This is a genomic window from Couchioplanes caeruleus, from assembly GCF_023499255.1.
Classification (GTDB): Bacteria; Actinomycetota; Actinomycetes; order Mycobacteriales; family Micromonosporaceae; genus Actinoplanes; species Actinoplanes caeruleus_A.
Genome location: NZ_CP092183.1, coordinates 7570647 through 7586722 on the forward strand (window position 1 = coordinate 7570647; position 16076 = coordinate 7586722).

Below are 16076 nucleotides of genomic sequence, written 5' to 3' on the forward strand. Positions count from 1 at the left end.
GAGGAATGCGTAAGGGAATGTTCGCTCTTGCCGCGGCGGGTCTGCTGGCCACCGGCAGCATGGCCGCCTGCGGCGGCGACAGTGGTGACGATGCCGGCAACGGCGGCACGAGCGGGTCGTCGATCGGCAAGGTGGGCGTGATCCTGCCCGACACCGCCAGCTCGCAGCGGTGGGGTTCGGACGACCCGAAGTTCCTGAAGGCGGCGTTCGACGCGGCCGGCGTCCAGGTCGACATCCAGAACGCCCAGGGCGACAAGAGCCAGTTCCAGACCATCGCGGACGGCATGATCTCCAGCGGGGTCAAGGTGCTCATGATCGTCAACCTGGACTCCGGTACCGGCAAGGCCGTGCTCGACAAGGCCAAGAGCGCCGGTATCGCCACGATCGACTACGACCGCCTGACCCTCAACGGCGGCGCCCAGTACTACGTCAGCTTCGACAACGTCGCGGTCGGCAAGCTGCAGGGCGAGGGCCTGGTCAAGTGCCTGACCGACATGAAGGCGACCAAGCCGGTGGTGGCCGAGCTCAACGGCTCCCCCACCGACAACAACGCCACCCTGTTCAAGGAGGGCTACGACTCGGTCCTCAAGCCCAAGTACGACTCGGGCGACTACGTGAAGGGCCCGGACCAGTCCGTACCCGACTGGGACAACGCGCAGGCCGGCACGATCTTCGAGCAGATGCTGACCCAGAAGAAGGACATCAAGGGCGTGCTCGCGGCCAACGACGGTCTCGGCAACGCGGTCGTCTCGGTGCTCAAGAAGAACAAGCTGAACGGCAAGGTGCCGGTCACCGGTCAGGACGCCACCGTCCAGGGCCTGCAGAACATCCTCGCCGGCGACCAGTGCATGACGGTCTACAAGGCGATCAAGCAGGAGGCCGACGCCGCAGCCGACCTCGCCATCTCGCTCGCCAAGGGTGAGAAGAAGTCGGTCACCCAGAGCGTCAAGGACCCGGAGTCGGGCCAGGACGTGCCCTCGGTGCTGCTCACCCCGAAGGCCATCTACAAGGAGAACGTCAAGGACGTCGTGGCGGACGGCTTCGTGACGAAGGATCAGCTGTGCACCGGCGACTTCGCCAAGCTCTGCACGGACAACGGGGTCAGCTGACCGCGGTAGGACGCTGAAGCACCGGAGCCGCCCACGCCTGGCCGGGCGTGGGCGGCGCCGCATCGAGAAGGAGTATTCGTGGCCGCGACACCTCTTCTGGAGCTGCGCGGGATCGACAAGAGTTTCGGTCCCGTCCAGGTCCTGCACGACGTCGGACTGAGCGTCTACCCCGGCGAGGTCACCGCGCTCGTCGGCGACAACGGCGCCGGCAAGTCGACGCTGGTCAAGTGCGTCAGCGGGATCTACACCATGGACGCCGGCACGGTCACGTTCGACGGCAACCAGGTGGCGATCCACACCCCGCGCGACGCCGCGTCGCTGGGCATCGAGGTCGTCTACCAGGACCTCGCGCTCTGCGACAACCTCGACATCGTCCAGAACATGTTCCTCGGACGGGAGAAGGTACGCGGCATCGTGCTCGACGAGCCGACCATGGAACAGATGGCCGGCGACACCCTCGCCAGCCTCTCGGTGCGTACGGTGAAATCCCTCCGGCAGCTCGTCGCCAGCCTCTCCGGCGGCCAGCGGCAGACCGTGGCGATCGCCAAGGCCGTGCTCTGGAACAGCCGCGTGGTGATCCTCGACGAGCCCACCGCCGCCCTCGGCGTCGCCCAGACCGCCCAGGTCCTCGAGCTGGTCCGCCGGCTCGCCGACAACGGCCTGGGCGTCGTGCTCATCTCGCACAACATGAACGACGTGTTCGCCGTCTCGGACCGCATCGCCGCGCTCTACCTCGGCCGGATGGCGGCCCAGGTCAAGACCAGCGACGTCACACACGCCCAGGTGGTCGAGCTGATCACGGCCGGCCGCAGCGGGAACCTCGGCCTGCCGCCCGAGAAGCCGGCCGCCGCCGGCTTCGCCGACCTCACGCCTCCGGGAGCCGACCTATGACAACCATGACCACATCCAGTGGCCCGGTCCAGGTGGCCAAGCCGACGGTGGCCAGCCACCTGCACGACTACTGGGGCCGGGTGCGCGGCGGCGACATCGGCAGCCTGCCCGCCATCCTGGGCCTCATCGTGCTCTGCCTGATCTTCGGCACCGCCCGCCCGACCTTCTTCAGCGCGGTCAACTTCGCCAACCTGTTCTCCCAGGGCGCGGCGGTCATCTTCATCGCGATGGGCCTGGTGTTCGTCCTGCTGCTGGGCGAGATCGACCTCTCGGCCGGCTTCGCCAGCGGCGTCTGCGGCGCGGTCATGGCGATCCTGCTCACCGACCACGGCTGGGACTGGTACAGCGCCATCCCGGTCGCCCTGGTCACCGGCCTGGTCATCGGCTTCATGCTGGGCTTCCTGGTGGCGAAGGTCGGCATCCCGTCCTTCGTGGTCACCCTGGCCGCGTTCCTGGCCTTCCAGGGCATCCTGCTGATGCTGCTCAGCGGCGGCAAGAACATCTCGATCCGCGACAAGTTCGTGCTCTCCCTCGCGAACAACAACATGTCGGTCGGGCTGAGCTGGGTGCTCGCGATCATCGCGATCGCCGGGTACGCCGCGATGCAGATCCTGCGGCTCCGCGGACGGGCCGCGCGCGGGCTGGTGACCGACCCGATGGGTATCGTGCTGGCACGGATCGTGGCGCTGGCCGTACTGCTGCTGGCGGCGGTCGCCGTGCTGACCCAGGAGCGCAGCATCAACCCGTTGATCATCTCGGTGAAGGGCGTACCGATCGTCGCCCCGATCATCGCGGTGGTGCTGATCGTCTGGACGTTCGTGCTCGGGCGCACCACGTACGGCCGGCACGTCTACGCGGTCGGCGGCAACAAGGAGGCCGCGCGCCGGGCGGGCATCCCGGTCGACCGGATCCGCATCTCGGTGTTCGTGATCGGCTCGTTCATGGCCTCGATCGGCGGCATCATCGCCGCCAGCCGGGCCAACTCGGTCGACCCGAACTCCGGCGGCAGCAACGTCCTGCTGTACGCGGTCGGCGCCGCGGTCATCGGCGGCACCAGCCTCTTCGGCGGCAAGGGCCGGGTGCTGGACGCGATCATCGGCGGCGCGGTCATCGCGGTGATCGACAACGGCATGGGCCTGATGGGGTACAGCTCCGGCACGAAGTTCGTGGTCACCGGCCTGATCCTGCTGCTCGCCGCCAGCGTCGACGCGCTCTCCCGCCGCAGGGCGGCCGCCACCGGAAACCGATGAGGGCGGGACCGAGCCAGGAAGAGGTACGCCGGCACAACCTGGGCACGTTGCTCCGATATGTTCACGTTCACGGGGCTACGTCCCGCGCCGAGCTCACCACCCGGCTCGGCCTCAACCGCAGCACCATCGGAGCCCTGACGACGGACCTCACCGCCGCCGGGCTGGTCTCCGAGAAGACCCAACGCGACACCGGCCGGGCCGGGCGACCCTCACTGGTCGTCCGGCCCGAGTCGTCCAAGGTCTACGCGTACGCGCTCAACATCGAGGTCGACCGGCTCCGCGCGGCCCGCGTCGGGCTCGGCGGACAGATCCTGGACCGGCGCGAGGCGCCCCGCCCCCGCGGCATGCAGGTGGTCGACGCCGTCAAGCCGCTCGCCGGCTTCATCCACGAGATGCGCGACGTGCCGGACGGCTCCCGCTGCGTCGGCGTCGGACTCGCCATCGCGGGCATGGTGCGCCGCGCGGACGGCATGGTCCGGCTCGCACCCACGATCGGCTGGAAGGACGAACCGGTCGGGGAAGCTCTCGTCGAGGAGATCGGCGACGTCGGCCCGGTGACCGTCGGCAACATCGCCGATGTGTCCGCGCTGGTCGAGCACAGCCGCGGCGCGGCGGCCGGGCGGGACAACGTCATCTACCTGTACGGCGACGTCGGCGTCGGCGCGGGCATCATCGCGGGCGGCCGGCCCATCACCGGCCACGGCGGCTACGGCGGCGAGGTGGGCCACATGGTGGTCAACCCGCAGGGCCGGCCGTGCAGTTGCGGCTCACGCGGCTGCTGGGAGACCGAGATCGGCGAGTACCCGCTGCTCAGGCTGGCCGGCCGGGGCGACCGCAGCGGCCGCGAGGCGGTGCTCGGCGTGGTCGAGGCGGCGATGCGCGGCGACTGGGTGGCCCAGCAGGCGGTCCGGCACGTCGGCGAATGGCTGGGCCTCGGCGTCGGCAACCTGGTCAACATCTTCAACCCGGAGGCGGTGATCTTCGGCGGCACGCTGCGCGACCTGTACCTGGTGGCGGCGGCGCAGATCCGCTCCCGGCTCACCGAGGTGGCGCTGCCCGCGTGCCGCGAGGACATCCGGCTGCGCACCCCCGAGCTGGGCCGGGACGCGGCGCTCATCGGAGCGGCGGAGCTCGCTTTCGAACGGCTGCTGGCGGATCCGCTGTTGTAAGGTGCGGCCGTGAGCATGCGCGCTTCCGACGAGGATCGGCAGCGGATCGTGGCCGCGCTCGAACGGCACACCGGCGCCGGACGGCTGACGCTGGACGAGTTCGCCCAGCGGGTCGGCGTGGTGGCCGACGCCCGCACGCTGGACGAGCTCGCCGCCGTGGTCAGCGACCTGCCCGCCGAGCAGGCGGAGGAGCGGCAGCGGCGCGAGTTCCTGCTCCTGCTGGCCGTCGCCATCGTCACGCTGGCTCTGCTGGGCGCGTTCCTGGCGCTGCGCTAGTCGTACCGACCGGCGGCGTGCCGTGCCACGACGCCCACAGGGCCGCGTACGAGCCACCTGCCGCGACCAGCTCGTCGTGCGATCCCAGCTCGGTGATCCGCCCGTCCTCCACCACCGCCACCCGGTCGGCGTCGTGGGCGGAGAACAGCCGGTGCGCGATCGCGATGACCGTACGCCCCTTCAGCACCGCCGCCAGCGACTGCTCCAGGTCCCGGGCGGCCCGCGGGTCCAGCATCGCCGTCGCCTCGTCGAGCACCAGCGTGTGCGGGTCGGCCAGCACCAGCCGGGCCAGCGCCACCTGCTGCGCCTGCGCGGCGGACAGGCTCACCCCGCCCGCGCCGACCACCGTGTCCAGTCCGTCGGGCAATTGGTCCGCCCACTTCAGGGCGTGCACGGCGGCCAGCGCCTGCCGGACGTCGGCCGCCGAGGAGCCCGGCCGGACCATGGCGATGTTGTCGCGCAGCGTACCGATGAAGACGTGGTGTTCCTGGCTGACCAGCGCGACCTCGGAGCGCAGCCGGTCCAGCGGCAGCCCGGCCAGCGCGACCCCGCCGACGGTGATGGACCCGCGGCCGGGCGCGTGCACCCCGGCCAGCAGCCGGCCCAGCGTGGACTTGCCGGCGCCGGACGGCCCCACGATCGCCAGCCGCTCCCCCGGCGCGATGGTCAGCGAGATGCCGTGCAGCACCTCGCGCCCCGGCACGTACGAGAACCGCACGTCCCGGGCGACGATCTCCGCGCCGTCCGGGGTCTGCGCCGTGGGGGCCGCCGTTCTGAACGAGACGCCGAGCAGCCGGGCCAGCGACGCGGCGCCCACCTGCAGCTCGTCGAGCCAGCCGAGGAACCGGTCGATCGGGTCGACGAGCATCTGCGCGTACAGCACGGCGGTGGTGACCTGGCCGAGCCCGACCCAGCCCTGCAGGTAGAACCAGCCACCCAGCAGCAGCGTGCCGACCACGGGCAGCACGTAGCCGACCTCGATCGACGGCATCCAGACCGTCCGCAGGTACAGCGTGTACCGCTCGGCGGCCCAGGAGTTGCGCAGGTCGTCGTCCGTACGCCCGATCCGCTGCCGCTGCCGGCGCAGCGCATCCACCGTGCGCGCCCCCTCGACGGTTTCCGCGAGACCGTCGGTGACCTGTGAGTACGCGGCGTTCTGCCGCAGATAGCCGGCGGACGCCCGGCGCAGGTACCACCGCGTGGACCAGGTCAGCACCGGCACGGCGACCAGCAGCGGCAGCGCGAGCAGCGGGCTGACCAGGATGAGAGCGCTCACCGCGAGGCAAGCCGTGATCAGCGCGATCAGCGTCTCGGGCACCGCGAAGCGCAGGCACCTCGACAGCGCGTCGACGTCCCGCGACGTACGGGTCAGCAGGTCACCGGTGCCCGCCTTCTCCACGGTGGAGAGCGGGATCGTCAGGACCCGGTCGACGAACTCCTCCCGCAACTCGGCCAGCACCCGCTCGCCGAGCCGCGCCGACGCCAGGTACGCGAACCGCACCAGCACCGCCTGCGTGACGACGAAGACGGCGATGGTGAGCGCGATGCGGTCGACCGTACCCACGCCCGCGCCGTGCTGAATCGATTCGACCAGCTCGCCGAGCAGCCGCGGGCCGACCAGGCCCGCGATCGCGGCGACCGCATGCAGGACGACGGCGGTCAGCAGGGCGCGCGGATGCCGGCGGAACAGATCGCGGGCGTACCGGCGCACCTGGCGGTCGTCCGCCACCGGGAGCGCGTTGCTCACTCGCGCAGCACCGTCCTCGCGTAGGCGAAGCTGCTGTCCAGCAGCTCGCGATGGGTTCCCTCGGCGACCACCGTCCCGTCCTCGACGTAGACGACGTGGTCGGCGCGGTCCAGCACCAGCGGGCTGGTGGAGCAGACGACGGTGGTGCGACCGGCGCGGGCCGTCGCGAGCCGGTCGGCGATGCGGGCCTCGGTGTGCGCGTCGACCGCGCTGGTCGGCTCGACCAGCACGAGGATCTCCGGGTCCGCGACGAGCGCGCGGACCAGCCGGAGCCGCTGCTGCTGGCCGCCGGAGAAGCTGCGGCCGCGCTCGGCGACCTCACTGTCCAGGCCGTCCGGCAGCGCCTCGACGACGTCGGCCGCCGACGCGGCCTCCAATGACACCGCGACCCTGCCGGTCGCCTCCGGGTCCAGGTCGGCGCGCAGCGGCCCGGAGAACAGCCGGGCGTCGTTGTCGGCCACGACGATCCGCTCCCGCACGGCCGCCGGGTCCAGGTCCTTCAGCGGTACGCCGCCCAGCGTCGTCCCGGCGCCCGAGGCGGTGTAGCGGCCGAGCCGGTCCGCGATGGTCACGGCATCGGCGGGCACCGCGGCGGCGATGGCCGTGACCAGCCCCGGCCGCACCACCACGCCGGACACCGGGTCGACCAGCTCCCCGCGCTCGGGCATCGGTACGGGCCGGGCGGGACCCGGGAGATCCGTACGCACCCGCAGCATCGACACGACCCGGCGGCTGGAGACGTGCCCGCGGATCAGCTTGTCGATCGTCTCCGTGAGCTGGCGCAGCGGCGAGACGAGGAACGCCGCGTACCCGTAGAACGAGACGAGCTGCCCGACCGTGATCTTCCCGGAGATCGCGAACCGCGCGCCGAGCCACGTGACCAGCACCAGGAACGTCCCCGGCAGCAGCACCTGGGCCGCATTGAGCAGCGCCTCCACCCGGGCGACGCGCACCCCCGCGGCACGCAGCGTCTGTGACTCGGCGCGGTACCGCTGGGACATCACCGGCTCGCCGCCGACGCCCCGCAGCACCCGCAGGCCGCCGACCATGTCCGTGGCCCGGCCGGTGAGCCGCCCCTGCTGCTCCCGGTACGCCTGCTGCCGGTGGTGCAGCGGCCGGATGAGCACGCTGACCACGGCCATCAGCAGCGGGATGCCCAGCACCACGACCAGGCCCAGCGGCACCGACGTGACCAGCAGGATCGTGGTGACGGTGATGACGGCGACGACCGAGCCGACCCCTCGCGCGAGGATGTCGACGGCGTTGCCGATGTGCGTGATGTCGGCCGTACCGATGGCGACGACCTCGCCCGCGTCGAGCCGCCGCGGCAGCGCCACCCCGAGCCACCCCGCCTGCCGGACGGCGACCTGCACCGTACGGTAGGCCGCCGACAGCCAGTTGTAGACGGCCCGGCGGTGGCGCAGCAGGCCGGCGCCGGCCTGCACGAGGCCCACGGCGAACAGGACCATGCTCCAGATCAGCAGCTCACCGCCGTCGCGGTGGGCCAGGCCGGCGTCGATGGCCTTGCCGATCACCGCGGGGGTGAAAGCCTGGCAGACCATCCACACGACGGCGAAGAAGATGGCGGCGCTGACGGATACCCACGCCTGCCGGACGAGCCACCCCAGATAGCGGGTGGCGGACCGGTCGTCGGGGGAGCCCGGATCGGGTGGGGGCAGTTCACGCATCGCCCCTCGACGTTACGTAACGCTGCCGTCACGATCCAGAGTGTTATCTATCGACCGGAGTGAAATCCCACACGTGTGGCGAACGGGCAACCAGGTGTTCCGGCGGAGCGGGCAGCTCACCGGGGGTGTTCCGCCACTTCGAGATGACCACGATGCGCTGGTCGGTGGAGGAGAAGACCTCGCTGGACACGTGGGAGGGCAGCACCTCCAGCTTGGGCAGTTCGCGGTCGCAGACCCAGCTGAGCAGCTCGTCGAAGCCGCCGCGCGAGGCGCGTACCTCCCACATCCGTGCGATCATGCGAGCTTCCTACCCCGTCACAGCGACCGAGGTCAATGACATCGCGGAATCCGCCGGCAGGTCCAGCCGGCTCGGTGCCACGCCGGCCGCGACCAGGTGCGAGCCCAGCGCCGCCACCATCGCGCCGTTGTCGGTGCACAGCTGCGGGCGCGGTACGCGGACCCGGATCCCCAGCTTGGCGGCACGCTCCTCGGCCAGGACCCGCAGCCGCGAGTTGGCGGCCACCCCACCGCCGATGATCAGCGTCTCGACGCCGTGCTCGCGGCACGCGTCCAGCGCCTTGGCGGTCAGCACGTCGCAGACGGCCTCCTGGAATCCAGCGGCGACGTCGGCCACCGGCACCGGCTCGCCGCTGCGCTCGCGGGCCTCGACCCAGCGCGCCACGGCGGTCTTCAGCCCGGAGAACGAGAAGTCGAAGCGATGGCGCTGGAGGTCCTTCGGGGCGGTGAGGCCGCGGGGGAACGCGATCGCGCCCGGGTCGCCGTCGCGCGCCGTACGGTCGATCACCGGCCCGCCGGGGAAGCCCATGCCGAGCAGGCGCGCCACCTTGTCGAACGCCTCGCCGGCCGCGTCGTCGATCGTCGCGCCGAGCGGTGTCACGCCGGCTGTCAGGTCGTCGACCAGCAGCAACGACGAGTGCCCGCCCGACACCAGCATCGCCACGGCGGGCTCCGGCAGCGGTCCGTGCTCCAGGGTGTCCACCGCGACGTGCGCCGCGAGATGGTTCACCCCGTAGATCGGCTTGTCGGCTGCCAGCGCGTACCCCTTGGCCGCGGCGACCCCGACCAGCAGCGCGCCCGCAAGACCCGGCCCGGCCGTCACGGCGATCGCGTCGACGTCGGCGAGCGTGACGCCCGCCTCGTCGAGCGCCCGCTGCATGATCGGGACGATCGCCTCCAGATGGGCGCGGCTGGCGACCTCCGGCACGACCCCGCCGAACCGCGCATGCTGGTCGACGCTGGAGGCGAGCGCGTCGGCCAGCAGCGTGTGCCCGCGCACGATGCCGACGCCGGTCTCGTCGCAGGAGGTCTCGATCCCGAGGACCAGAGGCTCGTCAGGCATCGCGCATCATCACCAAGGCATCCGTGTTGCTGGGCTGGTAGTAGCCGCGCCGGATCCCGACGGGCTCGAAATCGTACGTCGCGTACAGGTGCTGGGCCGGCGCGTTGTCCACCGCCACCTCCAGCAGCACCTTCCGGCCGGCGGCCCGCTCGAGCAGCGTCTCCAGCAGCCGGCGCCCGATCCCCCGCTTCTGCGCGTCCCGGCGCACCGCGATGTTCTGCACCCACGACTCGGTGTCGTCGGTCACGGAGAGGCCCGCGTAGCCGAGCACCTCGCCGTCCTCCTCGGCGACCACGTAGAAATGCCGCTGGGCCAGCTCGTTCCAGAACATGGCCGCCGACCACTTCTCCGCGCCGAACAGGTCGTCCTCGACGGGCAGCACCTCGGCGATGTGCCACCACCGGAACCGCACGATCTCCATCAGGGCAGCACGGGCTTCCGCTGCGCGGCGGCGACCGCGTCGGGCCGCCGCAGATACAGCGGGGTGAGCGGATCCCCCGGCGCACCCGACCGGATCCTGTCGAGAGCCAGCGCGATCAGCGCCTCACCGGAGGGATACAGCACCCGGTCGTCGATCGGGACGGCGAAAACCTCGGAATACTTGACCGCGCCCTCGCCCACGGCCCGGTCGGCGTCGACCTGCACGTCGGTGGGCTTCGCCACGTCGGGCCCGGTCACCCGCGCACCGTCCAGATAGGTCGCGAAGTACACCTCCCGGCGCCGGGCGTCGGTCGCCACCAGCACCCGCCCGGGACCTGCGGCCCGGCCGATCGCATCCAGCGAACAGATCCCGTACGCGGGAATGCCGAGCGCCTGCCCCATGCTCGCCGCGGTGGCCAGCCCCACCCGCAGCCCGGTGAACGGCCCGGGCCCGGTCCCGGCCACGATCGCGCCGAGTTCGCCCGGCTGCACCCCGGCGTCGCCGAGGACCCGACGGATCTGCGGGGCGAGCAGCTCCCCGTGCGCCCGCGGGTCGACGGTCCGCCGCTCCCCGAGCCCCTTGAGACCGCCGTCGGTGACCTCGGCCAGCGCGGCGGTGACCGCGGGGGTGGCGGTATCGAGAGCGAGAACGAGCACCTCCAAACACTAGCCGCCGCTGCGTGGGACGCTGCGGACCCGTCCCGCCCGGCAGCGGCTCCGACGGCGACCCGGTCCACCTGCGCCGGGTCACCGGCGGGTGCCTCCGCCGGCTGCCGGCCTTTCGCCCGTCCGCGGCCCGGTCAGGCGCGTGGGTCCCCGTCGACGACGGGGCGGCCGCCGCCCGCTGCCGGCCTTTCGCCCGTCCGCGGCCCGGTCAGGCGCGCGGGTCCCAGTCGACGACGGGGCGGCCGGCGTCGGCCAGGGCCTTGTTGGTGGCGCTGAACATCCGGGCGCCGAGGAAGTCCTTGCCGCCGTTGAGCGGGCTCGGATGACCCGATTCGATCACCACGTGCGCCGGGTTGGTCACCAGGGCGGCCTTCTTGCGGGCGTACGAGCCCCAGAGCAGGAAGATCACCCGCTCGGCGCGCGCGTTCAGCGCCCGGATCGTGGCGTCGGTGAAGACCTCCCACCCCCTGTTCTTGTGCGACCCGGCAGCTCCCGCGCGTACGGTCAGCACCGCGTTGAGCAGCAGCACGCCCTGCCGTGCCCACCCGGTCAGGTCGCCGCTCGCCGGCGGTGCCACGCCGACGTCCGCCGCCAGCTCCTTGTAGACGTTGCGCAGCGACGGAGGCACCCGCACGCCGTCGCGGACGCTGAAGCTGAGCCCGTGCGCCTGCCCCGGCCCGTGGTACGGGTCCTGCCCCAGCAACAGCACCCGGGTCCGTTCCGGCGGGCACAGCCGGTACGCCGCGAACAGGTCCTCGACCGGCGGGTACACGGTGTGCCGGGCGTACTCGTCCGCCACGAACGAACCCAGCGCCTCCGTGGCAGCCGGGTCGAGAAGCGGGGTGAGCTCGGCGCGCCAGGCGGGCGGAAGCAGCTCAAGCAGGTTCACAGGCGTCACAGTTTCTCGAGGCGGTCGGCCCAGTCGCCGCCGTACGGCAGCAGGTCCAGCACACGGGTGTCGTCGTCGAGGCGGTCGATGCGCACCGCCAGGTACTCGTCGTTCAGCTGCTCGACCAGCCCGGCACCCCACTCGACGACGGTGACCGCCTCCTCGGCGGACGCGTCCAGGTCCAGGTCGTCGATCTCGGCGCGCGGGTCGGCGGCGTCCCCCAGCCGGTACGCGTCCGCGTGCACCAGCGGCAAAGAGCCGCCCCGCGCCGGGTCCGGACGGTGCACCCGGGCGATGACGAACGTCGGCGAGGTGATGTCGCCCAGCACTCCCAGCCCGGCGCCGATGCCCTGCACCAGCGCGGTCTTGCCGGCGCCGAGCGGGCCGGTGAGCAGCAGCAGGTCGCCGGCGTGCAGCAGGCCGGCGAGGCGCCGTCCGAAGTCGCGCGTGTCGTCCACGGTGGCGAGCCGGATCCCGGTGGTGGTCACGAGACCTTCTTCAGGAAAGCGATCAGAGCCTCGTTCACCTCGTCGGCCTTCTCCAGCATCACCACGTGCCCGGTGTTCTCCACCTTCAACAGCTCGGCCTCCGGGAGGTGGCGGAGGATCTCCTCCGAGTGGGTCACCGGCGTGAGGTAGTCCTTCGTGCCGACCACCACCAGCACCGGCACGCCCCGCAGCGCGGACAGCGCCGGGAAGCGGTTGTGCGTGTACAGCGTGCGCAGATAGCGGGTGAGCGTCTCGACGGACGTCCGGGAGTTCATGTGCTCCACGAACGTGACCAACGACGGGCTGGGCCGGGCGTCGCCGAAGCCGTACCGGCGGGTGAGCAGCCAGGCGAGGTCCGACGAGGCGACCCGGGCCCGGTCGATCGCGGTGCCGCCGATCCGGGCGGCGCCGCCCCACAGCGGGAAGAACGGCGCGCTGGCCCGGGCGACCAGCGACTGCACGCCGATCCTCGTCTTGTCGACCAGGCCGGCGGAGGTCGACATGAGCACGACGCCGGTGACCCGGTTGCCGAACCACTCCGGATACTGCTCGGCGAACGCCATGATGGTCATGCCGCCCATCGAGTGCCCGACCAGGATGATCTCGCCGTCGGGCACGGTTTCGTCCAGCACGGCGGCGAGCGACTTGCCGAGTGCGGCCAGGTCGTAGTCGCCGGACTCGAGACGCCCGGACCGCCCGTGGCCGGGCTGGTCGTAGAAGACGAGCCGGTATTCGCCCAGCCGGGTCAGCGCCTGCCGCTGGAAGTAGAACGTGCCCATGTCCAGCGCGAACCCGTGCACGAAGACGACCGTCGGCTTGCCGGGCCGCTCCGGCTCCACGATCTCGACGTGCAGGTCGGTGCCGTCGGCGGCGGTCACGGTGAGCTCGGTGTCGTACGGCTGATCGCCGAAGCTCTCCTCGGCGTACGGGTCGCCGGGCGCGGTCTGGGACCGGCGCACCAGCGCCCGCTCGACGGCGAACGCGGTGGCGAGCCCGGCAGCGGCGACACCGATGACAGCACCGGCGATGCCGACCTGCTTGGCCCGCCGGTTCGGCCCCGGCCGGACCGCCCGCGACGACGACCGGCCGTGCGCCTTACCGTGACTCATCCGCCCTCCCCGGCGTTCCATCAGACCTGCCCGGACCGGTCGGGGACGGTCCTCCCGGAGCCCGCACCGGCACCGGCACCGCGAGTTCCCGAGAGGCCCGGACCGGCACCGCCGGCTTCCCCGGAGCCCGCACCGGCATCGCCGGTCCCTCCGAAGCCCGCACCGGCACCGCCGGTCCCTCCGAAGCCCTTACCGGCACCGTCGATTTCCTCGAGACCCGCACCCGCACCGTCGTAGGCCCGGGGGATCCGCGACCCCCCGAACCGCGTCACGATCTCGTAGTTGATCGTCCCGATCGCGTCGGCCCAGTCCGTCGCCGTCGGCTCGCCGTGGTCGCCCGGGCCGAAGAGCGTCGCCACGTCGCCGGCCGCCACCGGGTCGTCGCCGCAGTCCAGCACGAACTGGTCCATGCAGACCCGGCCGGCGATCGTCCGCACGGCGTCACCGAGCAGCACCGGCCCGACGTTGGACGCGTGCCGCGGCACCCCGTCGCCGTAGCCGAGCGGCACCAGCGCCAGCGTCGTCTCGCGCGACGTGTGGTACGCGTGCCCGTACGAGACGCCCTGGCCGGCCGGGACGCGCTTGGTCTGGGTGATCCGGGCGCGGGCGGTCATCGCCGGGCGCAGTCCGGCCGGCGGCGGGCCGGGCAGCGGGGACAGGCCGTAGATGGCCACGCCGGGACGTACGAGGTCGTAGTGGGCGTCGGGCCGGGTGAGGGTGGCCGCCGAGTTGGCGATGTGCCGGTAGCGCGGCTCGATGCCGTAACGCTCCGCGGTGGCCAGCCCTTCGGCGAAGACCGCGAGCTGATGGTCGATCGTCTCGTGGCCGGGTGCGTCCGCGTACACGAAGTGGCTCCAGATGCCGACCACCTCGAGCTCGCCGCCGGCCTGGACCTTGGCGGCGGCCTCGAGCAGCGCCGGCCAGTCGGCCGGGGTGGCGCCGCCGCGGGCCAGCCCGGTGTCGAGCTTGAGGTGCGCGCGCACCGGTCGCTGGGCACGGCGGGCGGCGGTGACCAGCTCGCCGAGCTGACCGAGGCTGCCCGCGTTGAGGTCCACGCCGGCGCCGACGCCCTCGTGCAGCGGCATCCCGGGGGCGTTCAGCCAGGCCAGCACCGGCACGGTCAGCCCGGCCCGGCGCAGCGTCAGGGCCTCGTCGAGGGTGGCCACCCCGAGCCACGTCGCACCACCGGCGAGCGCGGCGCGGGCCGCCGGCAGCATGCCGTGCCCGTACCCGTCCGCCTTGACGACCGCCATGACCTCGGCGGTCGTGCCGGCGCGCAGCGCCGCCACGTTGTCCCGGATCGCGTCCAGATCGATCCGGACCTCGGCCTGCCACATGCCCCTCAGCCTACTGACCGCCTCCGACAGAACCGCCGCCACAGCAGCGCCGCGGCGTCCTGACCGCCTTCGTCGGGATCAGCGTCACAACAGCCGCCTTCGACGAGGCCCGGCACCGTCGTCAGGCGCGTCGTCACGGCAGCACCGTCGTCAGGCGCGGCATCACAGCAGCACCGTCGTCAGGCGCGGCATCACAGCGGCACCTTCGTCAAGGCCGGCGTCACAGCAGGTCGGCGAGGACGGGTCGCAATGCCGCGGCGACGTCCGTCGACGTCACCGGACCGTCGAGACCGGCGCGGCGTCCGGCGAGACCATGCGCGTACGCGGCAGCCACCGCCGCCCGTTCCGCCGGCAGCCCCGCGGCGAGCAACGAACCCAGCAGTCCGGCCAGCACGTCCCCGGAACCGGCGGTCGCGAGGTGGGCGCTCCCGGTCGGGTTGGCCCACACCTCGCCGCCCGGCGTCGCCACGATGGTCCGGTCGCCCTTGAGCAGCACCACCGCGTTGATCCAGGCGGCCAGGCGGCAGGCGGCCCCGGCCCGGTCGGCGCCGGGCGCCTCACCCGCGAGCCGGGCGAACTCGCGGTCGTGCGGCGTGATCACCAGGGGCGCGTCGCGGCGCAGGTCGGCGGCGTGCTGCCCGTCGACGAGCAGGGTCAGCGCGTCGGCGTCCAGCAGGACGGGCAGCGAGGTGGCGAGGACGCTGCGCAGTTCCGTACGGGCGTCGTCGCTGGTCCCGAGCCCGGACCCGCACACCCACGCCTGCACCCGCCCGGCGTCGGCCACACGCTTGACCGCGACCACCGACGGGTGCTGGCGGACGACCTCCTGATCGGCGGTGCCCGCGTAGCGGACCATGCCGGTAGGCCCGGCGAGCGCCCCGGAGACCGACAGCAGCGCGGCGCCCGGGTACGTGGCCGAGCCCGTGGCCACCCCGACCACACCCCGCGTGTACTTGTCGGAGGCGGCGTCCGGGCGCGGCCACCACGAGGCGATGTCGGCCGCGTCGGGCACGCGTACCGCCGGAGAAGGCTGCAGCGTCGCACCCAGGCCGATGTCCACCAGGTCGACGTGGCCCGTCAGGGCCGCGGCGGGACCCAGCACGTGCGCCGGCTTGAGACACCCGAAGGTGACCGTGACATCGGCGTGCACCGCGTCGCCGGGCACGTCGCCGGTGTCGACCGCGACGCCGCTGGGCACGTCCACGGCCACGACCGGGCTCCGCGCGCCCGCACGGTTGCGCAGCTGCGGCAGCGCGCCGGCCAGCGCAGCCGCCGCGGGCCGCAACCCGCCGCTCGCCCCGATGCCCACGATGCCGTCGACCACCAGGTCGGCGCGGGCGGGCAGGTCGACGACCGTACGCCCGCCGGCCCGCCGCAGTGCGTCGAGACCTGCCGCGTGCACGTGCTCGGGTTGCATCAGGATCGCCTGCACTCCCGCCCCGCGCGCGGCCAGGCGCGCCCCCGCGTAGAGCGCGTCGCCACCGTTGTCGCCGCTGCCGACCAGCAGGACGACCGTCGCGCCGTACACACCGCCGGTCTCCTGCAGCAGCAGCGCACACCGACGGGCCAGACCGGCCGCGGCGCGCTGCATCAGGGTGCCGTCCGCCAGGGTCGCCATCAGCGCCTTCTCGGCCGACCGTACGTCGCCAACCCGCCATGCCTGCCGCATCCGCACTC

Annotated in this window: 15 protein-coding genes and 1 pseudogene; 5 read left to right on the forward strand and 11 right to left on the reverse strand. The window is 72.6% G+C overall.

Features of this window, described 5'->3' with window-relative positions:
• The first annotated feature begins 5 nt into the window (after positions 1–5).
• The 5 genes from COUCH_RS34870 (at position 6) to COUCH_RS34890 (ending at position 4695) form a co-directional block, all read left to right on the forward strand.
• Entirely contained in the window at positions 6–1109 is a 1104-nt protein-coding gene (locus COUCH_RS34870; protein ID WP_249609418.1) for a sugar ABC transporter substrate-binding protein, read from the forward strand.
• Positions 1110–1187: 78 nt separating this feature from the next.
• The gene (locus COUCH_RS34875) at positions 1188–2000 is read left to right on the forward strand and encodes an ATP-binding cassette domain-containing protein (protein ID WP_199515780.1); all 813 of its coding nucleotides are present in this window, start codon (positions 1188–1190) and stop codon (positions 1998–2000) included.
• 5 nt (positions 2001–2005) lie between these two features.
• The gene (locus COUCH_RS34880) at positions 2006–3250 is read left to right on the forward strand and encodes a sugar ABC transporter permease (protein ID WP_249609419.1); all 1245 of its coding nucleotides are present in this window, start codon (positions 2006–2008) and stop codon (positions 3248–3250) included.
• A complete protein-coding gene (locus tag COUCH_RS34885; protein ID WP_249609420.1) occupies positions 3247–4419 on the forward strand; it encodes an ROK family transcriptional regulator in 1173 nt (390 codons plus the stop codon). Before COUCH_RS34880 ends, COUCH_RS34885 begins: the two co-directional genes overlap by 4 nt.
• A 15-nt stretch (positions 4420–4434) precedes the next feature.
• Positions 4435–4695, forward strand: a complete 261-nt coding sequence (locus COUCH_RS34890) for a DUF1707 SHOCT-like domain-containing protein (RefSeq protein WP_249613907.1) — start codon at positions 4435–4437, stop codon at positions 4693–4695.
• On the opposite strand, the gene COUCH_RS34895 is transcribed toward COUCH_RS34890, so the two are convergent.
• The 11 genes and pseudogenes from COUCH_RS34895 to COUCH_RS34945 all read right to left on the reverse strand — a co-directional run bounded on the left by COUCH_RS34895 (position 4655) and on the right by COUCH_RS34945 (position 16068).
• On the reverse strand, positions 4655–6442 hold the full coding sequence (locus COUCH_RS34895) for an ABC transporter ATP-binding protein (RefSeq protein WP_249609421.1): 1788 nt from the start codon (positions 6440–6442) through the stop codon (positions 4655–4657). The two genes, COUCH_RS34890 and COUCH_RS34895, sit on opposite strands and share 41 nt — an antisense overlap.
• Positions 6439–8130 carry an ABC transporter ATP-binding protein gene (locus COUCH_RS34900; RefSeq protein WP_249609422.1) on the reverse strand — a complete coding sequence of 564 codons (1692 nt, stop codon included), beginning with the start codon at positions 8128–8130 and terminating at the stop codon, positions 6439–6441. Before COUCH_RS34900 ends, COUCH_RS34895 begins: the two co-directional genes overlap by 4 nt.
• A 43-nt stretch (positions 8131–8173) precedes the next feature.
• Positions 8174–8428 carry a hypothetical protein gene (locus COUCH_RS34905; protein WP_249609423.1) on the reverse strand — a complete coding sequence of 85 codons (255 nt, stop codon included), beginning with the start codon at positions 8426–8428 and terminating at the stop codon, positions 8174–8176.
• A 9-nt stretch (positions 8429–8437) separates the two neighbouring features.
• The gene (gene tsaD, locus COUCH_RS34910) at positions 8438–9490 is read right to left on the reverse strand and encodes a tRNA (adenosine(37)-N6)-threonylcarbamoyltransferase complex transferase subunit TsaD (protein WP_249609424.1); all 1053 of its coding nucleotides are present in this window, start codon (positions 9488–9490) and stop codon (positions 8438–8440) included.
• The gene (gene rimI / locus COUCH_RS34915) at positions 9483–9911 is read right to left on the reverse strand and encodes a ribosomal protein S18-alanine N-acetyltransferase (RefSeq protein ID WP_249609425.1); all 429 of its coding nucleotides are present in this window, start codon (positions 9909–9911) and stop codon (positions 9483–9485) included. The genes tsaD and rimI overlap by 8 nt, the downstream gene beginning before the upstream one ends.
• Positions 9911–10567: a tRNA (adenosine(37)-N6)-threonylcarbamoyltransferase complex dimerization subunit type 1 TsaB gene (tsaB, locus tag COUCH_RS34920; protein WP_249609426.1), complete on the reverse strand. Its 657-nt coding sequence runs from the start codon at positions 10565–10567 to the stop codon at positions 9911–9913. The genes rimI and tsaB overlap by 1 nt, the downstream gene beginning before the upstream one ends.
• A 217-nt stretch (positions 10568–10784) precedes the next feature.
• Positions 10785–11465, reverse strand: coding sequence for a uracil-DNA glycosylase (gene ung, locus COUCH_RS34925; RefSeq protein WP_249609427.1), 681 nt, complete (start codon positions 11463–11465; stop codon positions 10785–10787).
• Positions 11466–11470: 5 nt separating this feature from the next.
• The gene (gene tsaE, locus COUCH_RS34930) at positions 11471–11953 is read right to left on the reverse strand and encodes a tRNA (adenosine(37)-N6)-threonylcarbamoyltransferase complex ATPase subunit type 1 TsaE (RefSeq protein WP_249609428.1); all 483 of its coding nucleotides are present in this window, start codon (positions 11951–11953) and stop codon (positions 11471–11473) included.
• On the reverse strand, positions 11950–13062 hold the full coding sequence (locus tag COUCH_RS34935; RefSeq protein ID WP_249609429.1) for an alpha/beta fold hydrolase: 1113 nt from the start codon (positions 13060–13062) through the stop codon (positions 11950–11952). Before COUCH_RS34935 ends, tsaE begins: the two co-directional genes overlap by 4 nt.
• 227 nt (positions 13063–13289) lie before the next feature.
• A pseudogene (gene alr, locus COUCH_RS34940) lies at positions 13290–14399 on the reverse strand (alanine racemase); the annotation flags it as partial.
• Between the two features lie 220 nt (positions 14400–14619).
• Complete coding sequence (locus tag COUCH_RS34945) at positions 14620–16068, reverse strand: NAD(P)H-hydrate dehydratase (protein ID WP_249609430.1); 1449 nt, start codon at positions 16066–16068, stop codon at positions 14620–14622.
• Between the last annotated feature and the right edge of the window lie 8 nt (positions 16069–16076).

What these genes read in the sequence shown, in the direction of transcription:
- COUCH_RS34885 (WP_249609420.1), top strand. Translation starts at nt 3,247, where the DNA reads ATGAGGGCGGGACCGAGCCAGGAAGAGGTACGCCGGCACAACCTGGGC.
- COUCH_RS34900 (WP_249609422.1), bottom strand. Translation starts at nt 8,130, where the DNA reads ATGCGTGAACTGCCCCCACCCGATCCGGGCTCCCCCGACGACCGGTCC.
- COUCH_RS34880 (WP_249609419.1), top strand. Translation starts at nt 2,006, where the DNA reads ATGACCACATCCAGTGGCCCGGTCCAGGTGGCCAAGCCGACGGTGGCC.
- rimI (WP_249609425.1), bottom strand. Translation starts at nt 9,911, where the DNA reads ATGGAGATCGTGCGGTTCCGGTGGTGGCACATCGCCGAGGTGCTGCCC.
- COUCH_RS34935 (WP_249609429.1), bottom strand. Translation starts at nt 13,062, where the DNA reads ATGAGTCACGGTAAGGCGCACGGCCGGTCGTCGTCGCGGGCGGTCCGG.
- tsaD (WP_249609424.1), bottom strand. Translation starts at nt 9,490, where the DNA reads ATGCCTGACGAGCCTCTGGTCCTCGGGATCGAGACCTCCTGCGACGAG.
- COUCH_RS34905 (WP_249609423.1), bottom strand. Translation starts at nt 8,428, where the DNA reads ATGATCGCACGGATGTGGGAGGTACGCGCCTCGCGCGGCGGCTTCGAC.
- COUCH_RS34890 (WP_249613907.1), top strand. Translation starts at nt 4,435, where the DNA reads ATGCGCGCTTCCGACGAGGATCGGCAGCGGATCGTGGCCGCGCTCGAA.
- COUCH_RS34945 (WP_249609430.1), bottom strand. Translation starts at nt 16,068, where the DNA reads ATGCGGCAGGCATGGCGGGTTGGCGACGTACGGTCGGCCGAGAAGGCG.
- COUCH_RS34870 (WP_249609418.1), top strand. Translation starts at nt 6, where the DNA reads ATGCGTAAGGGAATGTTCGCTCTTGCCGCGGCGGGTCTGCTGGCCACC.